Here is an 18,549-nt window from a genome sequence, read left to right as displayed (position 1 = left end):
CACGACATCGATATGCTGACCCTGGGCCAGTACCTGCAACCGTCCCGTAGCCACTTGCCCGTGCAGCGTTTTGTGCACCCTGACACTTTCGCCTGGTTCGCCGAGGAAGGTTACAAGATGGGCTTCAAGAACGTCGCGTCCGGCCCACTGGTGCGCTCCTCCTACCATGCCGACCAACAGGTCCGGGGAGCCCTGACACCCGCGTAACGGCTCGCCCTGTTCGACGAGCGACGTTGAAATCCGCTGCCGGCATCACACGCAATGAAAAAACCGTACTAGGCTTTCGCGGGTGCCTTGAGTAGTGAACGGGAGCTCTATCAAGTGGTTGGTCTCCTCGCACTGTCCAGGCTCATGATCAGGGGTCACTCACCAGGATTCCGGTCGTTGTGCCGATGAAGTTTGCGTCGCCAGCCACCCGGATCGACACTCGTTAAAGGAAAGTCACCATGCAGAGACGCCCGCATCGCTTCAGGTACTACGCAGCCTGTTCATTGTTGATTGCGCTGAACAGTCTTGCCCAAGCCGCGCAAACCGAAAAACCCAACATCCTGTTTATCGTCTCCGACGACACCGGCTACGGTGACCTGGGCCCCTATGGCGGGGGTGTCGGCCGAGGTATGCCGACCCCCAGCATCGATCAACTGGCCGCAGAAGGCACCACCTTTTACTCGTTCTACGCCCAACCCAGCTGCACCCCCGGGCGGGCGGCGATGCAGACTGGGCGCATTCCGAACCGCAGCGGCATGACCACCGTGGCCTTCCAGGGCCAGGGCGGCGGTTTGCCCGCAGCTGAGTGGACGCTGGCCTCGGTGCTCAAGACCGGTGGCTACGACACCTACTTCACCGGCAAATGGCACCTGGGCGAGGCCGACTATGCGTTGCCCAATGCCCAGGGTTATGACGTGATGAAATACGTCGGCCTCTATCACCTCAATGCCTACACCTATGCCGACCCGCAATGGTTCCCCGACATGGACCCGGACACTCGGGCGATGTTCGCCAAAGTGACCAAGGGTGCGCTCTCGGGCAAGGCCGGGGAAAAGGCCGTCGAAGAGTTCAAGATCAATGGCCAGTACGTGGACACGCCGGTGATTGATGGCAAGCCAGGGGTGGTCGGGATTCCCTTCTTCGACGGTTATGTCGAGAAAGCCGCGCTGGAGTTCCTCGACACGGCCGCCAAGTCGGACAAGCCGTTTTTCATCAACGTCAACTTCATGAAAGTGCACCAGCCGAACCTGCCGGCCCCCGAGTTCGTCCACAAATCGATTTCCAAGTCCAAATACGCCGACTCCGTGGTGGAGCTCGACACCCGTATTGGCCGCATCATGGCCAAGCTCAAGGCGCTGGGGATGGATAAAAATACCCTGGTGGTCTACACCACCGACAACGGTGCCTGGCAGGACGTCTACCCGGATGCCGGCTACACGCCGTTCCGGGGAACCAAAGGCACCGTGCGCGAAGGGGGTAACCGGGTTCCCGCGATCATGGCCTGGCCAGGTAAAATCAAGGAGAACGCGAAAAACCACGACATCCTTGGCGGCCTCGATCTGATGGCTACATTCGCCTCGGTGGCCGGCATCAAGTTGCCGGAGAAGGATCGCGAAGGTCAGCCGATCTATTTCGACAGTTACGACATGACCCCGGTGATAACCGGCACCGGCACCGACCCACGTAAAGAGTGGTTCTACTTCACCGAAAACGAGTTGTCACCGGGGGCGGCCCGCGTAGGCAACTACAAGGCCGTGTTCAACCTGCGTGGCGACAACGGTGTGCCGACCGGCGGCCTGGCCGTGGACACCAACCTGGGCTGGAAAGGGGAGTCGAAGTACGTGGCGGTCGTACCGCAAGTCTTTGACTTGCTGCAAGATCCACAGGAGCGCTACGACATCTTCATGAGTAACGTCACCGAGCGCACCTGGACCATGGTGCCGATCAGCCTGGCGATCAACGCGCTCATGAAGACCTATGTCAAATACCCGCCGCGCAAACTGCAAAGCATGGGCTATGACGGGCCGATCGAGTTGTCCAAGTACCAGAAATTCCAGTCGATACGCGAGGACCTGCAAAAAGAAGGCATCAACCTGCAATTGCCTACCGGTAACTAGCCCTGCGGTGGCGGCCTCCCGTGAGGCTGCCACTTGCCCTCGCGGCCGGGCAACTCGCCAACACCTCGTAAAACCCGAAGCATTCGCAAAAAATAAACGATTTTTCCTGAACCGGCAGGCCCGATAGGATGACGGAGTCCCTGGTGAACACTGCACCTGCCTGACCGGGAGAATGGCATGTCCCCCCTCAATGTCGGCGAACCCTGGATGTGGGCGGCCTTCATCGCCTTCATCATTGCCATGCTGGCGCTCGACCTGTTTGTCCTGGGCGGGCGCAAGGCCCATCGGGTGTCCACCCGCGAGGCGCTGTCCTGGGTCATTGCCTGGAGCGGCCTGGCCCTGACCTTCGCCGCGCTGCTGTGGTGGTACCTGCACGGGCAGTTCGGCGCGCAAGATGCCCAACGCATCACCCTTGAATTCCTCACGGGCTACCTGATCGAGCAGTCACTGTCGATCGACAACATGTTCGTCTTCGTGATGATCTTCGGCTACTTCGCCGTACCACCGTCCTTGCAGCGCCGCGTCCTGCTGTATGGCGTGCTCGGTGCGATCGTGATGCGCGCCTGCATGATTTTTGCCGGCGTCTGGCTGGTGTCGCAGTTTGCCTGGGTGCTCTACGTCTTCGGCGCCTTTCTCATCCTCACCGGGATCAAGATGCTGGTCTTCGCCGAGCACAAGCCCGACCTCGCCAAGAACCCCCTGCTGCGCTGGCTGCGGCGCCACCTGCGGATCACCGACAGGTTTCACGGCCAGCGGTTTTTCGTGCGGCGCAACGGCGTGCGCTGGGCAACGCCGATGTTCCTGGTGATGGTGCTGATCGAAGCCAGCGACCTGGTGTTCGCGATCGACAGCATCCCGGCGATCTTCGCCGTCACCACCGACCCCTTCATTGTCTTCACTTCCAACATCTTCGCGATCATGGGCCTGCGCGCCCTGTATTTCCTGCTCGCCGACATGGCCGAGCGCTTCCACCTGCTCAAATATGGCCTGGCCATCGTGCTGGTGTTCATTGGCACCAAGATGTCGCTGATGCCGTGGTTCCACGTACCGATCCAATGGTCACTGGCGCTGGTCGCCAGCATCATCCTGGGCTCGGTGCTGCTGAGCCTGTTCCTGACCCAGGACAAAACGCCAGCGAGGGAAGAGGATCGATGAGCGCAGCACACCGCGCCCTCATCGCCCCCCTCCCTTGCCAGTGAACCGCAATGACCTTGAGCCATTCAGACAATGGCGTGATAGTCGTCGACAGTGTCCGGCCAAGGGGTCAGCACCTGGTAACCGTCGTCCGTCACGGCGACCATGTGCTCCCACTGGGCCGACAGTGACTGATCCTTGGTGACCACCGTCCAGCGATCGGCGAGGGTTTTCACATGGCGCTTGCCGGCGTTGAGCATGGGCTCGATGGTGAAGATCATGCCGGCCTTGAGCTTCAGGCCCTGGCCTGGAAAACCGTAATGCAAGACCTGCGGTTCGTCGTGGTAAACCTTGCCGATCCCGTGGCCGCAGTATTCACGCACCACACTGAACCCCGCTTTCTCGGCCACCGCCTGGATGGCATGCCCAACGTCGCCCAGCGTTGCGCCGGGACGAACCTGGCGGATGCCGGCGCACATGGCCTCATAGGTGGTCGTGACCAGGTGTCGAGCCTGCGAGGTGGGCTCGCCCACGAAGTACATGCGACTGGTGTCGCCGTACCAGCCGTCCTTGATCACAGCGATGTCGATGTTGACGATGTCGCCATCGCGCAGTGCCCTGGCCGACGGAATGCCGTGGCAGACCACGTCATTGACCGACGCGCACACGGTTTTCGGGAAGCCGTGATACCCCACGTTGCCGGGTATGGCTTTCTGCACGTTGACGATGTAGTCGTGACACAAGCGGTCGAGTTCATCGGTGGTAACCCCGGCCTTGACGTGGGGGGTAATCATCGCCAGCACCTCGGCGGCCAGCTTGCCCGCCGTGGCGGACTGGGCGATTTGTGCCGGGTTATGGATCACGACATTCGCCTTCATGGCCTGGCTCCCGATGCAGGTTCGCATAGCTGTTTCAAATCAAGGCCTCCGGCCTGTTCGGCGCGAATCAGCAAACGGCTGATTTCGCTGTGGTCCAGGTTGGGATGCAGTTCCGCCAGCATCCCGATGCGCATCCAGTGCTCGGCCTGGGCATTGATCGAGCGACTCAGCGCCGCGCTGGCAATGCGCAGATGCTCGTGCATGCCTTCTGAAATTTTTACGATTCCCACGGGGCCGACCTATATGAAATGCATATGAATCGTATATTAGCCGATCCTGAGCCGAGGTAGCAATTCCTGGGACCGGGCGAGATGTGTCATTAAAAACCAAATAGCTCAGCCTCGCAGGTCACGGCGATGCAGTCACCGCCCGCCCACTGCTTGAACAGGGCCTCATCAGGCTCGTCGTCCCTAGCCGTCAAAGCACTCAATAGCAGTAACGCCAATAGTGCCTTGATCACCCTTTCGTCTCCTGCCATGAACCGACTTCGGCTGACGTGAAGAGATTCCGGTTTTCCTGAAGGGGACAGAAGGATTCCCTTACATGCATGGGCTGTGCGGGCAACTACGATAGCCAGGATGTCGCGCAAACGGTTTGGCGACTTCCCCCGCAACTTCCAATCACAGAGTGTTCCAAATGAAAAAGCTTTTCGTAGCCATGCTGCTGTCCACCGCCTCTGCCGGCGCTTTCGCCTATGATACCCAAGTGAATTTCGACGGCGAAGTCACTGATCAAACCTGCCAAATCAGCGGTCCGGGGGGGTTGGGGGGCAGCATCAATGTCGCCCTGGACAGCATTGGCGTCAGCGCGCTGACCACCGTTGGCAGCTGGGCTGGTAACAAGAAATTCACCATTCAGCTGACCAACTGCACCGCTGCTACCACCACCGTCAAGTGGGAGCAAATGGTCAACGTAGACGCCTCCACTGGCGCCCTGAAAAACACCGCTGTCGGTGGTAGCAACGCTTTGATCCGCGTCCTCAACGACGACCAAACCCCCGTTGACATGGCCGCCGACACCGGTCGCACCGTCACTGGCGTTGCCGCCGATCTGGACTACTACGCCCAGTACTATGCCAATGCTATTCCGGTCACTGCAGGCCTGGTCAGCACCTTTGGCTACGTCACCCTGAGCTACTGATGTAAGCGCGCGGCCATCGGGCCGCCTTGGGGTACGCAATACTCGGAGGTGCACCTACGCCCCTCCGAACCTGTTCAAAGGTTGGGTGTGTGATGGCAAATCTTTTTTCCAAATCTCTCTGGCTCGCTGGCTGCCTCAGTGCCGCCGTTCTCTGGTCCGCCCAGGCTCAAGCCGGCATCGTCATCCAGGGCTCTCGCGTGGTTTATCCGGCCAAAGACAGAGAAGTTTCAGTCAAGATGACCAACGTCGCGAAAGAGCCTTCGCTGGTGCAGGCCTGGGTCGACAAGGGCAATGACAAGCAGTCCCCTGACAAGGCCGACGGTCCGTTCCTCATCACCCCGCCCATTACTCGGGTCGAGGCCAACAAGGGCCAAACCCTGCGCCTGGTCTACACCGGCGACGAAGCCGCTGCCAAGAAACAGGAAACCGTATTCTGGTTGAACGTCCTCGACGTTCCACCCATGCCGAAGACCGAGGGCACCAACTTCCTTCAGGTGGCCGTTCGTTCACGCTTGAAAATCTTCTACCGCCCCGAGGGGCTGCCGGGCAATCCGACCAAGTCCGCCGAGGACTTGAGTTGGTCCGTCGTCCAGTCTGGCCAAGGCTTTGCCATACGGACCCGGAACGATTCGGCGTTTCACGTATCGCTGGCCAACGTCAGCCTCGACGTCGGCGGCAAGTCATACAAGGTCAAAACCGAAGACGTCAAGATGGTTGCCCCGGGTGCGACCCAGGACTTCGCCCTGCCGGGCTTGAGCGCAATGCCAGGTGCCGGTGTGAAGGTCAACTATGAATGGGTGAGTGACTACGGTGCGGTGATCAAGCAGGACGCCAAGCTCTAGCGCTATCTGTCTGTTACCAGTCGCGCATCCGCTGCGGCTGGCTTCACCACGCAATAACCGTCTTTTCAGGCCACGGGGCGATTCGCTCGGTGCGCATCTATTTGTCTTGAATAAAATTTGCGAGTAGCTGTGATGAATTCAATACGACTGCCGTGCTGCCTGATATACGGCGCCATGCTCATGTCGGGTAGCGCAATGGCGGTAGCCAACGCATCAGCAGACAACCATCGTACTTCCAATACCCCGGAGTACGCCGCCTTCAACCCCTCATTCTTCAATCATGGTGGCACCGAACCCAGCGTCGATGTGAGCCGCTTCGAGAAGGGTACCCCCGTCGAGCCGGGTGTGTATCGCCTGGATGTGTACGTCAATGAGACCTGGATCGGCCGCCAGCCCATTACGGCCGTCTCCACCGGCAGTGGCAAGGAGGCTGTTTCGCGCTACTGCATCAAGAGCTCGCAGTTTGCCGAACTGGGTGTCGATAAAAGCAAACTGCCGGCGGAAAATCAGCTGAAGATCGTGGGTGATTGCGTGGATTTCGCCGCCGCTGTGCCGGATGGCAAGATCGACGTGGACCTGTCCTCGTTGACCGCCTCGATCTCCATTCCGCAGTTGTACATGGGGCGCAAGGTTGCCGGCTATGTGGACCCGTCCGAGTGGGACCGTGGCGTCAATGCCGGCTTCGCCATGTACGACACCAACCTGTACAAGAGCGATGCCAATGGCACCAGTTCCACTCAGTTCTATGGCAGCCTCAACAGTGGCTTGAACGTGGCTGACTGGCGCCTGCGCTACAACGCTTCGTACAACCACGGCGAAAGCGACGACAGCGAATCGACGAGCGAGTACCAGTCGATCAGTACCTACGCACAACGCGACATCACCCCACTCAAATCCCAGCTCACCATGGGCGAGTACTTCACCCCCAGTGAAGTGTTCGACAGTGTGCCGTTCACCGGCGCCCAACTGGCCAGCGACGATCGCATGCTGCCCGACTCCCAGCGTGGTTTCGCCCCGGATATCCGTGGTGTGGCCGAGACCAACGCCAGGGTGCGGGTCAAGCAGAACAACAATGTGATCTATGAGACCAGCGTGGCGCCCGGCCCCTTCGAGATCAACGACCTCTACAACACCGGTTATGCCGGTGACCTGAATGTGGAAATCACCGAGGCGGATGGCCGGGTCAAATCTTTCCTCGTGCCCTATGCCTCGGTCAGCCAGTTGGTGCGCCCAGGAGTTGCGCGCTACAGCGTCACCGCTGGCCAGTACCGTGACGAGGACCTGGAAAAGGAACCCAGCTTCGTTCAGGGCACTTACCAGTACGGTATCAACAATGTCGTCACCGCCTACACCGGCAGCATTATCGCCGACAATTACCTGTCCGGCCTGGGTGGCATGGCCTTCAGCACCCCGGTGGGTGCACTGGCCCTGGATGTCACCCTGTCCCACGCCAGCGATCTGCCCGAAGACCTGTACGGCGTTCAGAGCAGCATGAGCGGCCAGAGTTATCGGTTGACCTACAGCAAGCTGTTGGAGGCCACCGCCACCAACATGACCCTGGCCGCCTATCGCTTCAACAGCGAGGACTACTTGAGCCTGCAGGACTTCGCCCAGATCTGGGGCGGCAGTGATCGTTACCTCGACGACTCCCAACAGCGCAACCGCTATCAGCTCAGCGTCAATCAGCCGCTGGGTGAACGTGGCTCGCTGTTCTTCTCTGGCTCCAAGCAGAACTACTGGAACCGCAGTGCCAGCGACACCAGCTATCAGGCGGGCTACAACACCGGCTTGAGCTGGGGCACCCTGGGGATCTCGGCGTCCCGTACCCAGGATGAGGACGGTGATTACGACAGCACTTACCTGCTCAGCGCCAGCGTCCCCATCGGCCAGGGAAGCGGACGTTCGATGTCTCTGAGCACCAACATCAACTACTCCGACAGCCAGAACAACAACCTGCAGACCAGCCTCAGTGGCAGCGCTGGCGAGCAGCGAGAGGTGTCCTACAGCGTATATGGCTCGGGCTCTCAATCCGACGGCGATCGCTCCAGCAACACCGGTGGCAGTGTCACCTACAACTCGCCACACGCGGTCTATACCGCCAGCGGCAGCCGTGGCGACGGCTACAAGCAAGGGAGTGTCGGTGCACGCGGCAGCCTGGTCGCGCACCCCGGTGGCATCAATTTCAGCCAGAACCAGAGCGAGACCATGGCCATTGTCGAGGCCAAGGGCGCACAAGGGGCCGCGATCGCCTCCAGCGTCGGCGCCGCGGTGGCCGACAATGGTTACGCCGTGGTCGGCGGCCTGACCCCGTACCGCCAGAACGAAATCGAGCTCGATCCCAAGGGCACGTCCAAGGATGTCGAACTGCAAGTGACCTCGCAATCCGTGGCGCCACGGGCTGGCGCGGTGGTGATGCTCAAGTACCCGACCACGACGGGGGCGCCAGTGCTGATGCAGGTCATGCGTGACGATGGTGAGCTCGTGCCTCTAGGGGCGGAAGTGCTCGATAGCAAGGGCAACAACCTGACGATGGTTGGTCAGGGCGGCAAGATCTTCCTGCGTGGCCTGGAACCCAAGGGGGTACTGATAGCCAAGTGGGGCGACGGCTCCGGTCAGCGCTGCCGGATCGAATACCAATTGCCCGAGCAGGCAGAGAAGGATGCGCCGTTCATGAAGGCGTCCGCCACTTGCCGTGCCGTGCTGGAAAAACCCCAGGTTGCTCAGAATTGAGGTGTTGTTTTATGCGTATTTGCACTGATCGTTACGCTGCGTCCGTATCGGCAGGGACGGGATGTGAAAAGCATCTGCTGGGACAGGGAGCACCATGTGCCAAGGGTGCGGGCAGCCGTCAACGCAACTGGCTTGTGAGCGGCCTGCTTTCGCTGCTGTCCCTGTGCGGCAGCCACCAGGCCATGGCCGCCGAATGTCAGGGTAATCCGCCTGCGGACATCTACACTTTCCCATCACCGATTAGTGTCCCGCGAGACCGGAACACCTACGGTATACCGTTGACCACCTGGGTCGAGGGCCCCGCCAACTCCAACTGGTGGGAGTGTATAGGCCAGGACCCGGGCATTGAGTTCATGTCTGTGACGTCTAATGGTATGAAATACACCGAGGCAGGTGGAACCTATAACGTCTTCGACACTGGCCTACCTGGTGTCGGGCTGATTTTTGCCTTCAGGGAACACATAGAATACATAACTTGCGCCTGGTTCGAATATCGGCCCTGGAATTATGACAGTAACAAAGCGCATAGAACTTGCAACGGCAATCCCGACGGTAATTGGTCAGTTGGTGGCCAGGTCAAAATGCGCCTGATACAGACCGGGCCGATTAGTGCTGGCACTACTTCTGCCTTTACTCCGGTACAAGCCTATGGCTACCCTAGTTGGAACAGCGGAACTAACAAGTTGTTCACTGTCAACCCGGTAACCTTCAACACGTTGTCCTGCTTAGCCGAAGGCATGAATGTGACCCTGCCGTCGGTGCAGAAGAGCGAATTCAATTCAAGTATCACGCCCAAGGTAACCCCGTTCCAGTTCACCCTGCGCAACTGCCCGGCAGGCATGGACAGTGTTTCCTATCAGGTCACCCCCATGAGCCCCATCATTACCAGTGCCGATGGCACGTTTGCCAACAACACCGGCACAGGGATGGCGCTCGGTGTGGGCCTGCGTATCACCGACAGCGCCAACACGGCGGCGGTCGACTTTGCCACGACTTACCCCGTGGCCGATTACAGCCCGACGTCGGGCAACTCTGCCCTGCCCATTCCAATGAACGTGTCCTACTTCCGTACCGACACGGCTGACGCTGTCACCCCAGGGCGGGTGCAAGGCGCCCTGCAAATGACCGTGTTTTACAACTGACGGTTGGGCAATCGGGTCAAGGGCATCGATGGATGCCCTTCCTGATCAACGCCCCCATCGATTGTGGCCTGCAGCCCAAGGGCGAACTGATTGCCAAGTGGGGCGATGGTTCCGGCCAGCGCTGCCGGATCAATTACCAATTGCCAGAGCAGGCAGAGAAGGATGCACCGTTCATGAGGGCATCTGCCACTTGCCGTGCCGTGCTGGACAAACCCCAGATTGCGCAGAATTGAGGTGTTATTTGATGCAAGGGTGCACTGATCGTTACGCTTCGTCCGTCCGGGCAGAGCACGGGCTTGATAAGCCTCTGCGAGGCCTGGGAACGCCATGTGCCAAGGGGGCGGACGGCCGCCAACGCAACTGGCTCGTGAGCGGCCTGCTTTTGCTACTGTCCCTGTGCGGTAGCCATCAGGCCATGGCCTTCGGCGAAACCCACTGTACGGGTAATCCGGCTGCGGATATCTATAGTTTCCCGTCACCGATTAACATCCCGCGAGACCGAAACACCTTCGGCATACCGTTGACCGGCTGGGTCGAGGCCCCCGCAGGCACTAACTGGTGGATGTGTTCAGGGCGGAACCTGGGCGTAGTGTACAAGTCAGTGACGCCTAGTGGTTTGCAATATACCGAGTCAGGCGGAACTTACAACGTATTCAACTCAGGTCTGCCTGGCGTAGGATTGGTTTTTTCCTTCAGGGTATACACCGGAGTATTAGGCTGGACCAATTATAAGCCTTGGAATAGTTCCAGGAACGAAGAGGGTTATGGTGTCGCCTCAGGCAATAGTGAAGATTGGCCAATAGGTGGCCAGATTAAAATGCGGCTGATACAGATGGGGAAGATTAGTGCCGGTTCTACTTCTGCCTTTACTCCCGTACAAGCCGACCCCAACTATGATGTGGGCGGCATCGCCTCTACCAAGTATTTCACGGTCAACCCGGTAACCTTCAACACGTTGTCCTGCTTAGCCGAAGGCATGAATGTGACGCTACCCTCGGTGCAGAAGAGCGAATTCAACTCAAGTATCACGCCCAGGGTAACCCCGTTCCAGTTCACCCTGCGCAATTGCCCGGCAGGCATGGACAGTGTGACCTATCAGGTCACCCCCATGAGCCCCATCATTACCAGTGCCGATGGCACGTTTGCCAACAACACCGGCACAGGGATGGCGCTCGGTGTGGGCCTGCGTATCACCGACAGCGCCAACACGGCGGCGGTCGACTTTGCCACGACTTACCCCGTGGCCGATTACAGCCCGACGTCGGGCAACTCTGCCCTGCCCATTCCAATGAACGTGTCCTACTTCCGTACCGACACGGCTGACGCTGTCACCCCAGGGCGGGTGCAAGGCGCACTGCAACTGACCGTGTTTTACAACTGACCGCAGGGCAATTGGGTCAAGGGCATCTACGGATGCCCTTGCTGATAACCGCCACCCATCGATTGCAGCCTGAAGAACAAACTCAGCCGCGCGTCGGCCTGCATCTTCCACCGCGCACTCCCGCCATTCTCCTCCATTGCCTCAGCCTGACGCCGCCATCCAGCGCTTCACAGACGACTGCAACTGCGCAACAGCATCAAGCACCGCCATGGCACGCCAATGAGCATCGTCATCTTCCAAGGCCTGAGCCAACCCCTCTTCATAGGCCCTGGATGCATTGATGAGCTGCTGCGCCCCGACCATTTGGGCAGCCCCTTTAAGCCGGTGCACGACCTGTCCCAGGTCTCGCCACCGCCGGGCACTCAGCAACTCATTGAGGCGCCGCACATCCACTTCATTGGTTGAGTACACCTCACTTAACAACAGGTGCATTACCTGCTGATCACCCGCCGTCAGGGACTGCAGCAATGCCAGATCGAATGAAGCCGTTCCCGGCTTTCCAGGGGCAGCGGTTTGCGTGATCCGACCTTGTACTTTGTTCAGCTCAACATGCTGGACTACCTTACCCAGGCAGCTTCGAAGCATGCTCAATCCCACTGGCTTGAACAGACAGTCATCCATATCCACCTCAAGACAGCGTAGACGGGCCTCGACTTGAGCGTTTGCGGTGAATCCGATAATCAGGCACGGAGCAAGCAAGCCTTCACGTTCAGCGGCTCGAACACGCCTGGCTAATTCGTAGCCATCCATGATCGGCATATTGCAGTCAGTGAATACCACATCGAACGCCTGCTCGCGCAGGACTTCAATGGCCTGCTGCCCATTGGCGGCTTCGCGCACGTGATGCCCAAGAAACAACAACTGCTGGCGCAGGAGCAGACGATTGGGTAGATGATCGTCAACCACCAACACATTCAATGATGCTCCCTCGATAGGATCGGACAGGGATACGACTTTCTCTGAAACCACATCCTCCAGGATCGGCGCCAGCAGCTCGACAGTAACCCGTGTCCCTACGGTTTGCTCACTGTATAGATTCACCCTCCCGCCCATCATTTCGAGCAATTGGTAACAGATGACCAAGCCCAACCCGCTGCCACCGCGCTGGCCCGATGGCCCGCGAACCTGACTGAATGGCTGGAACAAAATCGCTTGATCTTCAGCGCAGATGCCAATCCCGCTGTCTTGCACGACAAACTCCATGCTCAGGTCATTACCGACCTCATGAGTGCGTATGGAAAGCTTGATACCGCCGTGGTCGGTAAACTTGATTGCATTGCTCAGTAAATTGGAAAGTACCTGCTTCAACCTGCCGCCATCGACGAGCACATCCCGTGTCGAGTCCAACTGCATGTCCAGCTCCAGATGCAGGCCTTTTTGCGTCGCCACCCCATGAAATACCCGATAGACCGATTCCATAATCTTGCGCGGGCTGTTGCGCTCCGGGTCGAGGGTCAATCTGCCTGACTCGATTTTTGCCAAATCCAGAATATCGCCAATCAACAACATCAACGCACCGGAAGACGAATAGGCGATTTCGATGGATTCACGGTCCCAGGCCTCCCCCCGATCGACACGCTCCATGGTCAACTCAAGCAGCCCGACAATTGCATTCAAGGGTGTACGGATTTCATGACTCATGACCGCCAGAAAACGACTTTTTGCTTCGCTAGCCTCTACGGCTCGATCTCGTGCCTCTTGCAACTTCTGCAACAGGAACTGCACATCCGTGATATCGACCCACCCTGTCAGCCCCCCCACAACCTGCCCATTGACACCATAATGGAGCACCGTCCATTGACGAAACGTGTAGATGTCGCCTTGAACGCTCACCTCTATCTGCTGTACATCAATCGTTTCCTGGCCAGCCAGCAAGACTGCCAAAGCTCGCTGCTGGGCACCTTCCTGGGCCGGGTCCAAGCCGTTAACCTCACCCCAGGCTCTTCCAATTACACTGTCTGGATCAACCCTGAATACAGTGAAGAATGTCTGATTACACAAGACAAAGCGCCCGTGTAGGTCGAGGACAGCGACAGACTGAGGGATGCCATCAAGCAGCGTACTTCGAAAGAGTTGGCGGGCCTTTTCAGCTCGCTTGCGAGAACGATTGATAAACCAGTACCCCAGCCAAATCAGCAACAACAGCAGCACGGCGCCATTCAGCAGAAATACCCAGCGTAACTTTCGCTCATAACCTGCCCACACGCTGCTCTTGGCGGGAAGACTGGTGTGCCAGCGCCCCAGGAGTTTGCCGATAAGACGCGGCTCAAGCTGGGCGACAGACGCTTGCATCACGCCATACAGCATAGGATTATCCTTGGCCACGGCAAACGGCAGGGCTGCCTGAAACTGCGGCAGGGGCATGACCACCCGCAAGTCTTCGGTAAAGTATTGATTGATTAAGTAACGCGCGACCGGTAGAAAAAGGACAGCCCCTTCGGCACTGCCGTCGGCCACTTTCATCAAGGTTTCCAGGTAACTGTCCGTCAGCACCAATTCAGTTCGTGGATAGAACTCTTGCATGTATTGAACAACTGCATCGTTCTTTGTTGTCGCTACGCGCTGTCCTTCCAGATCGACCAGTTTTTTCACGCTACTGTTACGTGGAGCAACCAGCGCAAAACTGCTTTGCAGATAAGGCTCAGTGAAATTCAGGAAGGCCTTGCGCTCAGGAGTCGCTAATAACATGCTGGCGATATCCGCGTCACCAGCACGCATGATACTCAACACCTCCCCCAAGGTATTACTCTGCACAAACTGAAAATGTATACCCGTACGCAGAGCTATCTCCGCTAGCAAATCGGCTTGCAGCCCACTAAAACGACCATCGTCATCAAAAAAACTGTAGGGGGGCGTACCTCCATCGACTACAACCTTGACTTTCGGCCTGGTCGCCAGCCAGTCAAGTTGTTCTTGGGTAAAGACGGAAGGCCGTTCAGAATCGAAACGCGCACTCACTACCCAATGCCCAAGTATCTCGGCCACCGCCAATTGCGGGATGGTGTCCAATACCCGATTGAACAACTCGCTAAGCGCCACATCCTCCGCACGAAAGACAAACGAATAACCTGCAGGCCTCCACTTGGTCAGCGGTCGCATTCGCAAACTGGGGAACTCGCCTAGCGCCAGTTGGTAGGCCGCACTGGCCGCATCACAGACTACCCATCCTGCATTTTTATCCTCTACCGCGTACAAGGCTTCACGAACCGTGTCGTACACGTCCAGCTTCGCCTGCGGAAAGTGATCAGCCAGTTCAGTCAACGGCGCATAGCCATCCACCACTGCCATCCGCCGGTCGCCGACGAGTAATTTTTCATCTTCCAGATCACCAATGCGCCCAACCAGGACTGGCTGGTTGTCTGCATAAGGATGGGACAACAGCATGCCAGGGAGTTGCTGTTCATATGAAGAGCCACGCCCCAAGACATCGATCTCTCGTGCACTTAACGCAGCCAGTGCGGCTGTCCAGTCGGGGTAGACTCGAACCTCTGTTTTAAGCCCCAGACTCGAGCTTATAATTTTCAAAAAGTCCGCCGTAATCCCTCTAACCGATTGGCCACGTACCAGCTCCAACGGTTCATGACTGGCCGCGGCTACCCCCAGACGGAGTATCTGATGCTTTTGCAACAGGCGTCGTTCTTCAGGCCCAAGTGAAATAGCGACCCGAGGCAGGCCAACTTGACCCTCCAGATGCATCTGCTCCAGCGCACAAGCGGGAAAACTGAAGAACATGCTGGCACACAGCAGATACGATAAGAATGCCCCCACCTCCCCCGAGAACGACGAAAATCTTTCTAAATGCCGCATCGTGATGCCCCCGCCGATTTGCCTTGATTAATTCACACGCATGCAAACACGAACGACACTAGTTCGTCATAAATACTCAGCTCGCCAACTAATGACCTCTCCACAGTAACTCTGCGACAGTAAGTACTACTCGCCCTGTCATCCGTAGTTTTCTCTAACAGGTATTGAGCTTGCGCGCACTACACTGTGTTTGAACTCTCGATTTTGCTAATCGTTTGAAAAGCGCGCTGTGCCTGCATTGTTTTTAATGAAGGACAATCATGCCAAGAACATCAACAATACTGCTGCAGCCCCCCCAAAAAAAACAAGTCGACCTCACCTGAAGTCATCCTCCAGACTTTGGTGCTCGCTCTAGTGGCGCCGATCAACGTAACCAGCCCCAGAAATACTCAGCACTCCCCCCAGGGACTGACTTTATAGTCACACCGCAACTGAACGTGAGCGCACTTCGATTTTATATGACTGTCCAGTCGAGGCCGTGGGAAAAGTTATGCAATAGACTTTGATCTCATTACGAAAAAGCAATCGTATTGCACCAAGCCCTACATCTGGCCAGGCAGGATGTCAATTCGGACACGGAATAGCGTCAGGAGCTTGCCCTTTAGCTGTGCTAAACAAGACAGAAGCGCATCCACTAAAGTAAATGATTACGCTTTACCAGATCTACCAACTCGAGAAAGTTCTTGACCTTAAGCTTTCCAATCAGCCTGGCCTTGTAAGTGCTGATCGTTTTCTCGCTAATCATCATCAACTGGGCAATGTCCTTTATTCGATACCCTCGACCAAGATGCCTAAGCACAGCAATTTCCCGATCCGAAAGCATTTTGAGCAACTGTTCCTCGGAGGCCATTCCACTAGAGCCACCCACCGAGGAAAACTCCGTTGAGGGGAACAATACATATCCTGTCAACACAATCTTCACTGCACTCAACAGCTCATCCAGATTAGAGTTCTTGCTCACAAAGGCATGCGCACCGGCTCGGGAGCATCGAATTGCATAACGCTCGGTATCAAGACCAGAAAAAACCACGGTCTTGACACCCCCTCCCCCCGCAGACAATCGCTGCAGCACCGAAAAACCATCCAGTTTCGGCATATCGATATCAAGAATCAACAAGTCCGGTTCAAGACGGCGAACCAAAGCAACGACATCTAACCCACTACCAGCCTCACCCACTATTTGGTGCCCGGCTTTTTTCAGTAAAATTGATACCGCCATCCGGACCACCGAATGGTCGTCTGCAATTAATATTTTAGACAACTCATCACCCCATCCGCCAATGTAGAGCGTACCCCAACCCAATCACGATACAGCCCGACTGACTGAAGCACAGCCTCCAAAGGCTAGCAGTTAGACCGGCAAAAGCATGTAAGCAAATCCTTATTTACAGGCGAGGATTACCTTGCAAACAACTCCAGCCACCACACTTATAAACTCGAATCCCTCGCTAGACGCGGCCGAGCCATACCACTGGTAACACCCCATGTGCCTACCCTGCGCTAGCAGTGGACGAGAAAAGACTTAACGTCGTGTCCGGGATTGATTAAGCACTACACAACGTCTCTATCTCGTTTTTTCACTTTCGTTTCTATTGGAACAAATCGCTGGGGAATGGCCGTTTTCCCTTGGGACATACGACGCTCGACGGTTCTGGTCCGGCGCAAAATCCGCTAGGCTAGGTTTTTCCATTTCCCAGGACGGACCCACGGCATGCCCACGCTCCACACCTCCCTGCAAGACACCGCTGCACCGCAAGGCGTTTGTTTTGGCTGCGGCAGCCGCAACCCGCACGGGCTGCACATCAAGAGCACCTGGCATGAAGACGGTGTGCACGTCGTGGCCGAGCATCTGCCAGAGGCCAAGTACTGCGGCTGGCCCGACCTGGTGTACGGCGGGCTGATCGCGATGCTGGTCGATTGCCATTCAAACTGGACGGTGATGGCCTATCACTACCGGGCAGAGCAGCGCAGCCCCGGCAGCCTGCCACGCATCGACTGCGTGACCGGTAACCTGGGCATCAAGTTCATCAAGCCCACGCCCATGGGCGTCCCACTCACCTTGCGGGCCAGGGTGGAAGGTGAGGTCGGGCGCAAGACCCGGGTGATCTGCGAGGTGTACGCAGGCGATGTGCTCACGGCGGTGGGCGACTCCATTTTTGTGCGCGTCGATACCGGGCAACTGGCCGCCGCCGCCCATGGTCGTGAAGACTGAGGCCGAGCCTGTCAGGTTGACGCGGTGCGTGCCCGGCCCTACCACTGGGAAGCGTGCCTTCGGCCGGCGTTGAAAGCTGCTTTAATGATTCAACGCCAGCCGTGCCCGTCAGCCCCGCCAGCGGGGCAATCCGAAGCCTGAATGGGAGCGCACCGATGAACCGTCTCACTGCCAAAGACTTTGCCCCTGAACTGCTGGAACTCTACGATTACTACGCCCACGGCAAGATCAACCGCCGTGAGTTTCTCGACCGCGCGGCATTGTTCGCGCTGGGCGGACTGACCGCCTCCGCCCTCCTCGCCGCCTTGAGCCCGAACTACGCCCTCGCCGAGCAAGTGGAATTTACCGATCCGGACATCCTCGCCGAGTACGTCACTTACCCCTCGCCCAAGGGGCACGGACAGGTGCGGGGTTATCTGGTGCGCCCGGCGAAGGCCACCGGCAAGGTGCCGGCGGTGGTGGTCGTGCATGAAAACCGAGGGCTCAATCCCTACATCGAAGACGTCGCCAGGCGCTTGGCCAAGGCCGGCTTCGTCGCCCTCGCGCCGGATGGCCTGACCTCGGTGGGCGGCTACCCCGGCAACGATGACAAAGGCCGGGCACTGCAGCAGACCGTCGATCCCGCCAAACTGATGAACGACTTCTTTGCCGCCATCGAGTGGATGATGAAACACCCGGCGAGCACGGGAAAAGTGGGTATTACCGGATTCTGCTATGGCGGTGGCGTCGCCAATGCGGCAGCCGTGGCCTATCCGGAACTCGGGGCCGCCGTGCCCTTCTATGGCCGGCAACCGGCCGTCGCGGATGTGCCGAAAATCAAGGCACCGCTGCTGCTCCACTATGGCGAGTTGGACAAGGCCATCAACGAAGGCTGGCCCGCCTATGAACAGGCGTTGAAAGCGGCGGGCAAGACCTATGAGGCCTACATCTACCCCGGCGCCAACCACGGTTTCCACAACGACTCCACACCGCGCTACGACGAGGCGGCCGCCAAGCTGGCATGGAGCAGGACACTGGACTGGTTCAAGCGTTACCTGAGTTAAGGTTTCAAGCACAGTGCCGGTCAGTCAAGCGTTACCGCTGCCCCGTGGCGAGCGAGCTTGCTCGCGCTGGGCTGCACAGCGGCCCCAAAAAAGGACGTCGGTTTTTTTCTGAAAGACCGCAATCACCTGATCAGG

15 protein-coding genes and 1 pseudogene are annotated in these 18,549 nt (G+C 57.9%); 11 read left to right on the top strand and 5 right to left on the bottom strand.

Annotation, left to right across the window (positions count from 1 at the left end):
• From AC3WQN_RS19110 to AC3WQN_RS19100, 3 genes and pseudogenes are all read left to right on the top strand, one after another.
• Window positions 1-207, top strand: a pseudogene (locus tag AC3WQN_RS19110) (lipoyl synthase); the annotation flags it as partial.
• 239 nt (window positions 208-446) lie between these two features.
• Window positions 447-2,105, top strand: coding sequence for an arylsulfatase (locus AC3WQN_RS19105; protein ID WP_103400598.1), 1,659 nt, complete (start codon window positions 447-449; stop codon window positions 2,103-2,105).
• A 177-nt stretch (window positions 2,106-2,282) separates the two neighbouring features.
• The gene (locus AC3WQN_RS19100) at window positions 2,283-3,260 is read left to right on the top strand and encodes a TerC family protein (protein WP_103400597.1); all 978 of its coding nucleotides are present in this window, start codon (window positions 2,283-2,285) and stop codon (window positions 3,258-3,260) included.
• Between the two features lie 65 nt (window positions 3,261-3,325).
• Here AC3WQN_RS19100 and map read toward each other — a convergent pair whose 3' ends face one another.
• From map to AC3WQN_RS19085, 3 genes are all read right to left on the bottom strand, one after another.
• Entirely contained in the window at window positions 3,326-4,117 is a 792-nt protein-coding gene (gene map, locus AC3WQN_RS19095) for a type I methionyl aminopeptidase (RefSeq protein ID WP_103400596.1), read from the bottom strand.
• The gene (locus tag AC3WQN_RS19090) at window positions 4,114-4,347 is read right to left on the bottom strand and encodes a ParD-like family protein (RefSeq protein WP_095147876.1); all 234 of its coding nucleotides are present in this window, start codon (window positions 4,345-4,347) and stop codon (window positions 4,114-4,116) included. The genes map and AC3WQN_RS19090 overlap by 4 nt, the downstream gene beginning before the upstream one ends.
• Window positions 4,348-4,436: 89 nt before the next feature.
• A complete protein-coding gene (locus AC3WQN_RS19085) occupies window positions 4,437-4,595 on the bottom strand; it encodes a hypothetical protein (protein ID WP_158248606.1) in 159 nt (52 codons plus the stop codon).
• A gap of 158 nt (window positions 4,596-4,753) precedes the next feature.
• Here AC3WQN_RS19085 and AC3WQN_RS19080 point away from each other — a divergent pair, with 158 nt between their 5' ends.
• The 6 genes from AC3WQN_RS19080 to AC3WQN_RS19055 all read left to right on the top strand — a co-directional run bounded on the left by AC3WQN_RS19080 (window position 4,754) and on the right by AC3WQN_RS19055 (window position 11,352).
• On the top strand, window positions 4,754-5,257 hold the full coding sequence (locus tag AC3WQN_RS19080) for a fimbrial protein (RefSeq protein ID WP_103400595.1): 504 nt from the start codon (window positions 4,754-4,756) through the stop codon (window positions 5,255-5,257).
• A gap of 92 nt (window positions 5,258-5,349) precedes the next feature.
• Window positions 5,350-6,099, top strand: coding sequence for a fimbria/pilus periplasmic chaperone (locus tag AC3WQN_RS19075; protein ID WP_103400594.1), 750 nt, complete (start codon window positions 5,350-5,352; stop codon window positions 6,097-6,099).
• 132 nt (window positions 6,100-6,231) lie between these two features.
• A complete protein-coding gene (locus AC3WQN_RS19070; protein ID WP_103400593.1) occupies window positions 6,232-8,829 on the top strand; it encodes a fimbria/pilus outer membrane usher protein in 2,598 nt (865 codons plus the stop codon).
• Window positions 8,830-9,512: 683 nt separating this feature from the next.
• Window positions 9,513-9,971 (top strand): fimbrial protein, encoded by a 459-nt coding sequence (locus AC3WQN_RS19065; RefSeq protein ID WP_158248605.1) that lies wholly within the window; start codon window positions 9,513-9,515, stop codon window positions 9,969-9,971.
• Between the two features lie 32 nt (window positions 9,972-10,003).
• Window positions 10,004-10,204, top strand: a complete 201-nt coding sequence (locus AC3WQN_RS19060) for a FimD/PapC C-terminal domain-containing protein (RefSeq protein WP_103400591.1) — start codon at window positions 10,004-10,006, stop codon at window positions 10,202-10,204.
• Window positions 10,205-10,803: 599 nt separating this feature from the next.
• A complete protein-coding gene (locus AC3WQN_RS19055; protein ID WP_158248604.1) occupies window positions 10,804-11,352 on the top strand; it encodes a fimbrial protein in 549 nt (182 codons plus the stop codon).
• Window positions 11,353-11,493: 141 nt separating this feature from the next.
• Here AC3WQN_RS19055 and AC3WQN_RS19050 read toward each other — a convergent pair whose 3' ends face one another.
• Entirely contained in the window at window positions 11,494-15,159 is a 3,666-nt protein-coding gene (locus AC3WQN_RS19050; protein WP_103400589.1) for a transporter substrate-binding domain-containing protein, read from the bottom strand.
• Window positions 15,160-15,793: 634 nt separating this feature from the next.
• Window positions 15,794-16,420 (bottom strand): response regulator transcription factor, encoded by a 627-nt coding sequence (locus AC3WQN_RS19045; protein ID WP_146038380.1) that lies wholly within the window; start codon window positions 16,418-16,420, stop codon window positions 15,794-15,796.
• Between the two features lie 450 nt (window positions 16,421-16,870).
• Between AC3WQN_RS19045 and AC3WQN_RS19040 the strand changes: the two genes are divergently transcribed.
• Complete coding sequence (locus AC3WQN_RS19040) at window positions 16,871-17,371, top strand: PaaI family thioesterase (protein ID WP_103400587.1); 501 nt, start codon at window positions 16,871-16,873, stop codon at window positions 17,369-17,371.
• A 155-nt stretch (window positions 17,372-17,526) separates the two neighbouring features.
• A complete protein-coding gene (gene yghX, locus AC3WQN_RS19035; RefSeq protein WP_103400586.1) occupies window positions 17,527-18,414 on the top strand; it encodes a YghX family hydrolase in 888 nt (295 codons plus the stop codon).
• Window positions 18,415-18,549: the final 135 nt, after the last annotated feature.

It is taken from the genome of Pseudomonas sp. FW300-N1A1 (genome assembly GCF_058789115.1).
Note: the sequence above shows the minus strand (reverse complement) of the source record. Positions and strands in the feature narration are given on the sequence as shown.

Excerpts from the sequence above, each read along its gene's own strand:
- AC3WQN_RS19060 (WP_103400591.1), top strand. The coding sequence starts at position 10,004 with ATGCCCTTCCTGATCAACGCCCCCATCGATTGTGGCCTGCAGCCCAAG.
- AC3WQN_RS19085 (WP_158248606.1), bottom strand. The coding sequence starts at position 4,595 with ATGGCAGGAGACGAAAGGGTGATCAAGGCACTATTGGCGTTACTGCTA.
- AC3WQN_RS19105 (WP_103400598.1), top strand. The coding sequence starts at position 447 with ATGCAGAGACGCCCGCATCGCTTCAGGTACTACGCAGCCTGTTCATTG.
- AC3WQN_RS19070 (WP_103400593.1), top strand. The coding sequence starts at position 6,232 with ATGAATTCAATACGACTGCCGTGCTGCCTGATATACGGCGCCATGCTC.
- yghX (WP_103400586.1), top strand. The coding sequence starts at position 17,527 with ATGAACCGTCTCACTGCCAAAGACTTTGCCCCTGAACTGCTGGAACTC.
- AC3WQN_RS19100 (WP_103400597.1), top strand. The coding sequence starts at position 2,283 with ATGTCCCCCCTCAATGTCGGCGAACCCTGGATGTGGGCGGCCTTCATC.
- map (WP_103400596.1), bottom strand. The coding sequence starts at position 4,117 with ATGAAGGCGAATGTCGTGATCCATAACCCGGCACAAATCGCCCAGTCC.
- AC3WQN_RS19050 (WP_103400589.1), bottom strand. The coding sequence starts at position 15,159 with ATGCGGCATTTAGAAAGATTTTCGTCGTTCTCGGGGGAGGTGGGGGCA.
- AC3WQN_RS19055 (WP_158248604.1), top strand. The coding sequence starts at position 10,804 with ATGGGGAAGATTAGTGCCGGTTCTACTTCTGCCTTTACTCCCGTACAA.
- AC3WQN_RS19080 (WP_103400595.1), top strand. The coding sequence starts at position 4,754 with ATGAAAAAGCTTTTCGTAGCCATGCTGCTGTCCACCGCCTCTGCCGGC.
- AC3WQN_RS19040 (WP_103400587.1), top strand. The coding sequence starts at position 16,871 with ATGCCCACGCTCCACACCTCCCTGCAAGACACCGCTGCACCGCAAGGC.
- AC3WQN_RS19075 (WP_103400594.1), top strand. The coding sequence starts at position 5,350 with ATGGCAAATCTTTTTTCCAAATCTCTCTGGCTCGCTGGCTGCCTCAGT.